Raw genomic sequence first — 10150 nt, 5'->3', positions numbered from 1 at the left:
AACATAAATGTACATGAAGAATTTGTTGAGATTTACAGGCAATTTAGAGCTTCTTTCTATACGAGTGTGTCCGAGTATTTGGAGTTGTTCGAAAAAAAAGGATACGTAAGAAAAATAGAGGATTTGAAATTGGCAACAAGATTTATTATAGAATCAATCTCATGGTGGACAATGGATCTTCCATATAATTCATTTGAAGTCCAAGAAGATATACCAGCAGAGTCTGCAAAGAAAGTTGTTATTGATGCGCTATCTCATGCCTATGGCTTTCCGTCCTCGAGCGGAATTTAGGGCACTGTTGCAAGGTGATTTTTCGCAAGAGCAAGAGCCGCTTCTGCGGAGGGGCGGCCTGGACTTGGCTCTAACCCGCGAATGTCATTGCATGGGCCTCAATTGAACGATAAATCGCCCCCTATGAGCTCCCGATCCGATTGGATGATGCATCTGGACATGAAGGCTTGGAATGCTATACGATCTAGGTGATGTGAGGCAATTATTTCAAGGGATGGTGGTCATTTGAAAGGGATCAAACGTGCAGGAGTTCTTCTTTCCCTGTTCGCGCTGCTGGCGGGGATTGGAAACGCAGAGGCCGCCGGCAGCAAGCCTGATTTCAACAAGCTGGTGAATTATATTATTCCGGACAGCGACAAGTTACGCCTGACGACGCAGGATGTGTATGATTTGACCCCCTGGAGGCTCGACTACGCGCGCAATGAAATTTACGCAAGGCATGGTTATGTGTTTGCTTCCAGCTATTATTCGTCTTATTTTGCCCTGAGACCCTGGTACAAGAAGAATCCCGCCTTCAAGATCAACCAGCTCAGCAGCGTAGAGCAAGCCAATGTTCTGTTCCTCAAAAATATCTCCGATAAACTCAAGGCGGGCTTCCGGAAGGTGCAGGGCTCACAGACGTCGCTGGATCTCAATGGGGACGGCCGCAAAGACAGCGTATCGCTGAAAGCCGTAGCCGGAGGGGAGGCCTACAAGCTCACCGTCAATCAATCCTCCGTAACGGGAACCGGAGATAATCTGGACGGGGTGATGTATGTCGCCGATCTCGACCGCAACGACAAGTTCAAGGAAATCGTCATCACGGAATCCGGCCCGAGCGATGATTACTCGGCTTATTTTTACATGTATACCGGCAGCAAGCTGATTTACATGGGTAAAATCCAGGGATCGGAGTCGGTCATCAAGATCGACGGTTCGGGCCGACTGCTGACCAAAACAAGGGGAGATGTGCTCCAGACCTGGTTCTTCACCGATGAATACAAGCTGTCCGCCAGCCATCAGCTGGTTCGCGTTCCCCACTCCTATTACAAGATGAACACTGTCGTCACTGTTAAAAAGCAGCTGAAGCTGCAAAAATCGCCTTCTGATTCGAGCACCGCTGTTACGCTCAGACCGGGAGAGAAAGCGCTCATAGAAGAGACCGATAACCGAAGCTGGTGCTCGGTTGTGACCAAGGACGGGCTTAAGGGTTGGTTCAAGGTCAGCGGGTTCGATCGGGTTAACGGCTTGTCGGCTTCCGATTATTTTGACGGGCTCAGCTATGCGGACTAGAGACGAAGACTGCCGTTCGAGCAGCTGGAAGCCGCTTGAGATGCTTGATGTTTAACCCCGGAGTCACATCAGGTACATACAAGTTGACTGTGTTATAATAACTTGTATTGAAATTACTGCTGATACCGAGGTGCGAAGTGGCGGACAAACCGATACCGAAATATATGAGGCTGAAGCAGGAACTGATGTCCTGGATCGAGTCGGGACAACTTAAGCCCGACGACAAGGCACCTTCGGAGAATGAGATCGCCGGCCGCTTCGGCATGAGCAGACAGACAGTGAGGCAGGCGCTCGGGGAACTGGAGAAGGAAGGGCTGCTGTACCGGGTGCAGGGCAAGGGCACGTTCATCGCCCGTCGGAACGTCCGGCCCATGCAGCTGCCCGGCAGTATGATCGGCATGCTCACAACCCATATTTCCGATTATATCTTTCCCCATATCGTTCAGGGAGCCGAAGCTCGTCTGCGGGAAGAGGGCTACAGCCTGCTGCTGTCAAGCACCGGCAATGACAAGGAGAACGAGCGGGAGAATCTGGAGCAGATGCTGGGACAGCCGCTCGGCGGGCTCATCATTGAGCCGACCAGGAGCGCGCAGGGTAATCCCAATCTTCAGCTGTTCCTCTCGCTCGACGTTCACCATATTCCGTATATCATGATCAACGAACGCTATCCCGAGCTTCACTGCCCCTGCCTGAAGCTCGACGACGAGGCGGGCGGCTTCATTGCCGCAGAGCATCTGATCAAGCTGGGGCATCGCCGGATTGCCGGCTTCTTCAAGACGGACGACCTTCAGGGAGCGAACCGGCTGAAGGGGTTTATCCGGGCGCTGCATAAGCACCGTCTTCCGTTCGAGGAAGGGACCGTGACGCATTACACCTCGGAGGAGAAGCATACGGTGCCCTATGAAGCGGCTCTTACCCTGCTGAAATCGGCGGAGCGGCCGACGGCGCTTGTCTGCTACAATGACGAGCTGGCGGTGCTGCTGCTGGAAGCGGTCCGCCAGCTGGGGCTGTCGGTTCCGGATGATCTATCGATCGTTGGCTTCGACGACTCGCCGCTTGCCACTGCCACGGAGGTCAAGCTAACAACGCTAAGCCATCCGAAGGAGAAGATGGGCATTCGGGCGGCCGACATGCTGCTAGGCATGATCAAGGGGCGGGGACCGCAGCCGCCGGCTGATATCGTCTATAAGCCGGAGCTTATTCTCCGGGGCTCAACCAGGGCGGCCTCGGAAGGGCAGCCCGGGCAATGACGGATCGGTCCGGATGGACGGCCGGAGGGCAAGTTGAAAGAATAAGAATCGGGATATTTGATAGGTGCGCAGGAGAAAAGGGACCATTGCATTACTGCTAGAAATCGAAACAGGCTGCATCATCCTTTACCGGTGTGTGCGGCCTTTTGCTGTCTGGTCTGAAACCGACAGTTCCGCTTGCGGAGCTGCGCCACTAGTAATGACAGGTACATATGATGTTGGCCATTTATATCGTTTAGTCTTTTGTACGTACAAGTGAGGTCTGGTATTCTCAATGATACCGTCTCGTAATGGGGTACGGCGCCGTTGTCTGCTAGAATCATAGGTATCAGCAGTCAGATGGAGAGGATGAGAGGACATGTCAGAGAATCTGTTAAGCAAAATCCGGGCGGTGTCGGATCAAATGGGCGCCTCGGTCACGGGCCTTCCGGAAACAATTGAAATCCGGCCGGGTGCGCTGAGCCTCGCTGCGCCTTTTATCCGGGAGAAGGGCTGGTGTTCCCCGCTACTGGTGGCGGACGCGCATACCTTTGCTGCGGCGGGGGAACGGCTGGAGGCGCTGCTTGAGGAAGGCGGGACTACCGCCACTGTCACTCTGGTGCTGCCGAACGCCCAAGGGGATGTGATCGCCGACGAAGCATCCGTCGTGCAGGTGCTGCTGGCGCTTCAGGGAAACAAGTCGGATGTGGTGGTCGCAGCAGGTTCGGGGACTTTGACCGACATTGCCCGGTACGCCGCCTATACGGCAGGGCTGCCGTTCGTGTCCGTTCCGACCGCACCGTCCGTCGACGGCTTCACCTCAAGCGGCTCGCCGCTCATTATCCGGGGGAATAAGCTGACGATCCGGGTGGCGGGACCGGCGGCCATATTTGCCGACACGGATATTCTGAGGGCTGCGCCCGCGCCCATGGCCGCAGCAGGATTCGGCGATATGCTGGGCAAGTATACCGCGCTGTTCGATTGGAAATTTGGTCGTATAACCGCCGAAGAGCCTTACTCGCCGGAGATTGCCGGGCTGACCGAATCGGCCCTGCTGGCGTGCGTAAGCCATGTGAAGGAGATCGGGGAGCGGACGGAGGAAGGAATCCGCATTTTGATGGAGGCGCTGATGAAGTCGGGACTTGCCATCCAGCTCTTCGGGCAGTCCCATCCCGCATCCGGCGCAGAGCATCATCTATCCCACTACTGGGAGATGGAATATATCCGCACCGGCCGGCGGCAGCTGCTGCATGGGGCAAAGGTCGGCGTAGCCTGTGCCGAAATTTCGGCGCTGTACCACGAAATCGCCGCCAGGCCCGAGCTCTGGAATGACGCCAAGTGGGATCAGATCCGCAAGGAGATCGACCTTATTCCGGGCCCGGATGAGATTCGCGCGCTGCTGCGCGCCGTTCACGGACCGTCAACGACAGAGGAACTCGGGGTGACGGGCGATTTGCTGCGGCGCAGCCTGAAGGAAGCCCACGAAGTCCGCCCTAACCGGCATACGTTGCTGCGCGCGCGGAATGAGGGAGGGCTAGCTCTGCAATAAGCCTATCCTGGAAGCCGTCCATCCGTAAGGCTATGATGTAAGTTATATACAAATGGGAACATTTGTTCTATTATAGTGGAGAAAGACGTATTCCGGAGGCGAGCTATGAATTTGCATAGAAGAGTTGCCCGTTTAAAAGATATCGATTTGTTCTACCTGGATACTGGCAGTAAGGGACCGGCTATCCTCTGCCTTCACGGCAGATGGGGAAGAGGAGAGACCTGGTACGACTTCATGCGGCGATACGGTGAGAGATACCGGATTATCGCTCCGGATCAGAGAGGTCACGGCTGGAGCGGCAAGCCAGTGTCCCGATACACCGCTGAGGAAATGGCTGACGATATGGTTCAATTGCTAAATGTGCTGGAGATCGATTCCGCTATCGTTGTGGGGCACTCGATGGGCGGACAAGTCGCCGGTTACCTGGCTGCTCTCGATCCGAATCTTGTGGAAGCGTTGGCCATTCTGGACAAGTCTCCTGCCGGACCGGCCGAGCGAAGCCGTATCCCCTTGAGCGAGATTAAAGCGACAGACCCTGTTACACAAGATTGGCCGCTGCCTTTCAGCAGCTTGGAACAGGCGGATTATTACATCCGGAAAGAGGCGACTACGGAGATAAGCTATTCCTATTTCATGAACAGTCTGATTGAAACGCCGGAAGGCTACAATATGCTGTTCAGCACGCAATCAATGGCTCTCGGTATCGCCTACAATCAGGATTGGCATCACTTGCTGCCATCTATTGAATGTCCGGTGCTGCTTGTCAGAGCCAAAGACAACGAAGCCGTCCCCGACGAGGAATTGTCCAGGATGCAGGCCCTCATCCCCAATTGCCGGTCGTATACCATGTCGCATCCCCACCACAATGTGTATTTGAGTAACAAGGAAGAATTCTATACTTGCTTTGATGAATTTCTGCTTTCCATTTAAGAAGAACCGCAGTCCCGAAGACCGAATCGGCCCATGGACTGCGGTTCTTGTTAGAAGAAAATAAAGCAGGAGAACTGTATTGCATCATCTAACCCGGTTAATGTCCGAGTCACTCAGCGTTTCCGATTTATTTGCGCGGTTCACCTGAGAAGAGTTCATCGTATTGGCATGTGATCGCGCCCAGGTGAGCAGTTTCATCATGATCCTTGTGAACACGCTGTCTGCGAATCTGCTTCGGCTTGAAGATTGAAGATGGGAACGAGAGATCGATTATTCGATCATCGTAATATCGGAGCCGGCCTCTAATTATTCTATTGCGCGGTCAGGATTTGAGGACCTTCGGCCGTAATGGCGATCGTATGCTCGTATTGGGCGGCGAGCTTGCGATCCAGCGTCCGCACGGTCCAGCCATCCGGATCAATTGTCATGTAGTAGTTGCCTTCGGTGATCATGGGCTCGATCGTGAACACCATGCCTTCCTTGATGCGGAGGCCTTTGCCGGGCTTGCCGACATGCATATAAGTCGGCTCCTCGTGCAGGTCCTGGCCGATGCCATGGGCGAGAAGGTCGCGCACGACGCCGAAGCCGTGCGATTCCGCATGCTGCTGAATCGCGCTCGTCACGTCGCCGAGCCGATTGCCGGGCTGCGCCTGCGCGATGCCGAGGTCAAGGCATTCCTTCGTGACGCGCATCAGCTTCTCGGCCGTTGGCGAGATGTTCCCGACCGCATAGCTCCAGGCCGAATCGCCGAGCCAGCCGTCGAGTTCCGCGACCGTGTCGATCGTCACGATATCGCCTTCCTCAAGTGGCTTATCGTTAGGGAAGCCATGCGCGATCACGTCGTTGACGGAAGCACAGGTCGCATAGGGATAGCCTTTGTAGCCCTTCTCGTATGGCTTGGCCCCGTGCTTCAAAATAATGTCCTCGAAGATGCGCTCAATCTCGTTCGTCGTGATGCCCGGTTTGATGAGCGGGGCGATTGTACGATGGCATTCCGCCACCACTTGGCATGCCTTGCGGATAGCCTCGATTTCATACTTGCTTTTTAAAATAATCATGTTCGGATCAGGACTCCTTCGTAATAGCTCGCATAGCGAGTTCGGCGATTCGATCGACGTCCAGGTCGGAATTGCCCGCATAGTAGTGCAGCCCGCAGCAGCCGACCAACACGGCAAGCATATAGTCGACGCTGTCGTCTTCGTACTGGGAGATCGATTGGAGTGGAAAGTACAGCCGTTCCATGAATCGTCTCTTGGCAGGGTGTCGATCCTTCTCAGGCAAGCCTGCATAATGTTCCGCCGCCATTTTGTAGACGAGATATGCGCGGGCGTCCGACTGCCATAGCCGGAGCAGCGCTTTGCAATACGTCAACAGCTGCCTGTCATCCGGGCGGCCGCCGCTGGTGTTCGCCCATTCGGCCAGTGCTTGCTCGCATCGCTCGAAGCCGCTGTCCAACACATCTTCTATTAATAAATGACGGTTAGGAAAATAGTGGTATACCGTGCCGTAACCGAGCTTGGCCTCGCGGGCGACATCGCGAATATCAAAGTTGCTGCCCGTTCGAAAGTAGGTGCGCGCGGCTATGTCCAGGATGTGTTCTCTGCGCTGCATGCGGATGAGCTCATTTTGTTCTTTGGTACGGGGGCACATGGGCGCGTGAACCTCCTTATATTGACCTGCAAATTTGTCGATATAAAGATAATAACGAATGAGCCGGGGAAAATCAAATGATCTGTTGGTGTTCAATGAAACAAAGTACTGAAAAATGAAGAACTTGACCGTGATAATAAAGTTGTAGACTGGGCGCTGGCATTAATCTAAAGTCAGCGCCCAGTCTACAGCTTATTTAATGGAGTCTAACGGTATGACAATTCCAAAGGTCTGTGGAATAAAGATATTCAGTCTAGTACTTTATTTTCACGAAACAGTTCTTGCTGTTAAAGAGGATCACTTCAGTGCATATCTCCCGCTATCCGAAAGGCATGCCGCTCATGCCTCAGCTCGGCGGAGCCAGGAAATTCACCGATTCGGGCTTCTGTCTGCGGAATGTGCCCGGCGTACAGCCCACCCAGGCTGAGAACTGGCGGATGAAGCTCTGGGCGTTCACATAGCCAAGCCGGTAAGCGATCAGTTCGATGGAATCGGAGCTTCGCTCCAGCATCTGCATCGCCTCCTGCTGCTTGAGAATCATCAGATACTGGCGGGGAGACATACCATATGCCTGGCTGAACAGACGGTGGCAGTGGCGGCGGCTGATGTTCAGCCGGGCCGAGATTTCCTCCAGCCAGTTGCTTCCTTCGGCTTCTGCGGCGGCGTCCGATCCGATGAGGGAGACATCCTGCTCGGTCTCCAGCCGCCGGTGAAGCATGCCCTCGATCTCCCTGGCGATGAGATACGCCGGCTCCGTCAGCTCTTCGGCCGGAAGGGCGGCGGCAGCTGCGGCAAAATGCTCCTGAATGGTCTCCACCAGCGGGAATACCTTTGTCATGACGGATATGCTGCGGATTCGGCCGCCGTCCAGCGTCTTGAAGAGCTGGCGGATTAGCGGCTTCAGCGCTTCATTGAGGCGATGACCGGCCGGGTAGAAGCCTTCATTGACGGTCTGGAACAGATGCAGCAGCTCTTCGTCGCTGATCTGCACATGGGCCACACTGAAGGAGGCCTCTTCCGAATCTCTTGTGTCGTAGCCGTGAAGCTGCATCGGCGAGACGATCAGAAGGTCGCCCTCGCGGAGCACCCTTTCCGAGCTTCCGGCGAAAGCGTTCAGCTCGCCGCTTTGCACGAGCAGAAACTCGAACATCATATGGTGAATATGCCGGCAGCAGGTCCAGCCTTTCGATACCGAGCGGGTGTGTGGCGCATACAGAAAGAGATCTGTGCGGACATGCGGGTAATAAACGGCGTTATCTTTCAAAGCGCCCATACGATCAGCTCCCTTTGGCCGATAATGTTTATTCCGGGGCAAAACAGGACCGAATAAGTTAGTGAAGAATACTTCGCCCGGGGCTATACTGGCTTTACGAAAAAGCCGATTCGGCTGTAGAAGACTTTCTTCCTTCTGAATCCGATTATAAGCGAAAAGGTAGTGAATGTAATGGCAAAAACGGAATCCACCCTCGATTACACTAAATGGTTCCAGGCGGAGAGCGACACAAAGGGGAATGCCAGTCCCTTCGTATTGCTGTCGCGTCTCTTCCGGAACCATAACCGAAAGCTGGCGTTGTCCGCTCTCTACTATATGCTGAAGACTTCACCGGTCTGGGTGCTGCCGGTCGTAACCGCCAATATCATCAATATTGTCAGTTACCCTAACCGACATTCCATGCAGGAATTCTGGATTAATTTCGCCGTGATCTTCATTGTCATCGTGCAGAATATTCCCACGCATACGATGCATATCAAGTATATCAGCCAGGCGGCCCGCCATGTGGAAGCGGGGCTTCGCAGCACGCTTGTCCGGAAGCTGCAGCAGCTGTCGCTCGGCTATCACGGCGATATGAATGCGGGGAGGCTGCAATCCAAGGTGCTGCGCGATGTGGAAGCGATTGACTTCCTGTCCCGGCAGATGATGATGACCGTTATCCCGGCAGGCATCAACCTGGCTGTCGTGGTTGGGCTGACGCTGTATCACAGCTGGATGGTTGCGCTCTTCTTCGCCCTGATGGCTCCGACTTCGATTTATCTCGTCCGCTTGTTCCGCTCGCGGATGTCCCAGCGCAACCGTGAGGTGCGCCGCAATATTGAAGAAATGTCCGGCAAGGTGTCGGAGACGGTGGAGATGATCCCGGTTACCCGCGCGCACGGTCTGGAGGAGGTCGAAATCCGCAAGGTCGACGCCGCACTGGAGAATATCCGCCAGCGGGGACATATGCTTGACGTGCTTGAGGCCTATTTTGGCTCCTCCAGTTGGGTTGTGTTCCAGCTGTTCCAGGTCGGCTGTCTGTTCTTCACCGCCTATCTCGCGCATTTGGGGTATATGGAGATCGGCGATATCGTCATGTACCAGGGCTTTTTCAACATGATCATCGGGTCGGTGACTTCCATCCTGAACGTGTATCCCAACCTGGTCAAAGGCATGGAATCCCTGCACTCCGTCTCCGAGGTGCTGCTGTCGGACGAGACGGAGGAATACAAGGGCCGCACGAAGCTGGACGGAATCCACGGCGCATACAGCTTCCGGGGTGTCGGCTTCCGCTATTCGGAGTCCGAGCGGCATGTGCTGAAAGACTTCTCGCTGGATATCCGTGCGGGCGAGACGATCGCCTTCGTCGGGGAATCCGGTTCGGGTAAATCCACCATCCTGAATCTGATTATCGGATTCTACAAGCCCCAGAGCGGTATTATCAAGGTGGACGGACTTCCGATGGATGAGCTGAGCATGCGGCAGTACCGCCAGTCTCTGGCGATCGTGCTCCAGAATAATATTCTGTTCTCAGGAACGATCCGCGAGAATATTACGTACGGCCTGCCGAACATCAGTGACGAGCAGGTGCAGCAGGCCGTCTACATGGCCAATCTGCAGGACGTCATCGACAGTCTGCCCCAAGGGCTGGAGACATCTGTCGGCGAGCATGGAGGCAAGCTGTCCGGCGGCCAGCGGCAGCGGATCGCCATTGCGCGCGCGCTGGTCCGCGATCCGAAGATCATCATTCTGGACGAAGCGACCTCGGCGCTGGATAACGTATCGGAGCGGCATGTCCAGAGCGCGATCGAGCGGCTGATGCATGGCCGGACCACCTTTATCGTGGCGCACCGCTTGTCCACCATCAAGAATGCAGACCGGATTGTTGTCATGAAGCAGGGGAAGATCGTGGAGGTCGGCAGCTACGACGAGCTGCTTGAAATGAGGGGCGAGTTCTACAAATTGAAAAATATGTGA

9 protein-coding genes are annotated in these 10150 nt (G+C 54.8%); 6 read left to right on the top strand and 3 right to left on the bottom strand.

The features are described 5' to 3' along the window. The 5 genes from KIH86_RS04310 to KIH86_RS04290 all read left to right on the top strand — a co-directional run. Positions 1–291, top strand: a 291-nt coding sequence (locus KIH86_RS04310) for a hypothetical protein (RefSeq protein ID WP_223110321.1), incomplete at its 5' end; no start/stop codon positions are given. A 225-nt stretch (positions 292–516) separates the two neighbouring features. Then, positions 517–1563 (top strand): YARHG domain-containing protein, encoded by a 1047-nt coding sequence (locus KIH86_RS04305; RefSeq protein ID WP_223083854.1) that lies wholly within the window; start codon positions 517–519, stop codon positions 1561–1563. Between the two features lie 137 nt (positions 1564–1700). Then, positions 1701–2813: a GntR family transcriptional regulator gene (locus KIH86_RS04300; protein WP_223083853.1), complete on the top strand. Its 1113-nt coding sequence runs from the start codon at positions 1701–1703 to the stop codon at positions 2811–2813. Between the two features lie 358 nt (positions 2814–3171). Beyond that, a complete protein-coding gene (locus KIH86_RS04295; RefSeq protein WP_223083852.1) occupies positions 3172–4341 on the top strand; it encodes a sn-glycerol-1-phosphate dehydrogenase in 1170 nt (389 codons plus the stop codon). 105 nt (positions 4342–4446) lie between these two features. After that, positions 4447–5271 (top strand): alpha/beta fold hydrolase, encoded by an 825-nt coding sequence (locus KIH86_RS04290; protein WP_223083851.1) that lies wholly within the window; start codon positions 4447–4449, stop codon positions 5269–5271. A 311-nt stretch (positions 5272–5582) separates the two neighbouring features. On the opposite strand, the gene map is transcribed toward KIH86_RS04290, so the two are convergent. The 3 genes from map to KIH86_RS04275 all read right to left on the bottom strand — a co-directional run bounded on the left by map (position 5583) and on the right by KIH86_RS04275 (position 8194). Next, a complete protein-coding gene (map, locus tag KIH86_RS04285; RefSeq protein ID WP_223083850.1) occupies positions 5583–6329 on the bottom strand; it encodes a type I methionyl aminopeptidase in 747 nt (248 codons plus the stop codon). Between the two features lie 7 nt (positions 6330–6336). Further along, positions 6337–6921 carry a TetR/AcrR family transcriptional regulator gene (locus KIH86_RS04280; RefSeq protein ID WP_223083849.1) on the bottom strand — a complete coding sequence of 195 codons (585 nt, stop codon included), beginning with the start codon at positions 6919–6921 and terminating at the stop codon, positions 6337–6339. Between the two features lie 346 nt (positions 6922–7267). Further along, the gene (locus KIH86_RS04275) at positions 7268–8194 is read right to left on the bottom strand and encodes an AraC family transcriptional regulator (RefSeq protein ID WP_223083848.1); all 927 of its coding nucleotides are present in this window, start codon (positions 8192–8194) and stop codon (positions 7268–7270) included. Positions 8195–8365: 171 nt separating this feature from the next. Between KIH86_RS04275 and KIH86_RS04270 the strand changes: the two genes are divergently transcribed. Beyond that, positions 8366–10150 carry an ABC transporter ATP-binding protein gene (locus KIH86_RS04270; RefSeq protein WP_223083847.1) on the top strand — a complete coding sequence of 595 codons (1785 nt, stop codon included), beginning with the start codon at positions 8366–8368 and terminating at the stop codon, positions 10148–10150.

Source organism: Paenibacillus sinensis (genome assembly GCF_019904155.1).
Taxonomy (GTDB): Bacteria; Bacillota; Bacilli; order Paenibacillales; family Paenibacillaceae; genus Paenibacillus_AQ; species Paenibacillus_AQ sinensis.
Note: the sequence above shows the minus strand (reverse complement) of the source record. Positions and strands in the feature narration are given on the sequence as shown.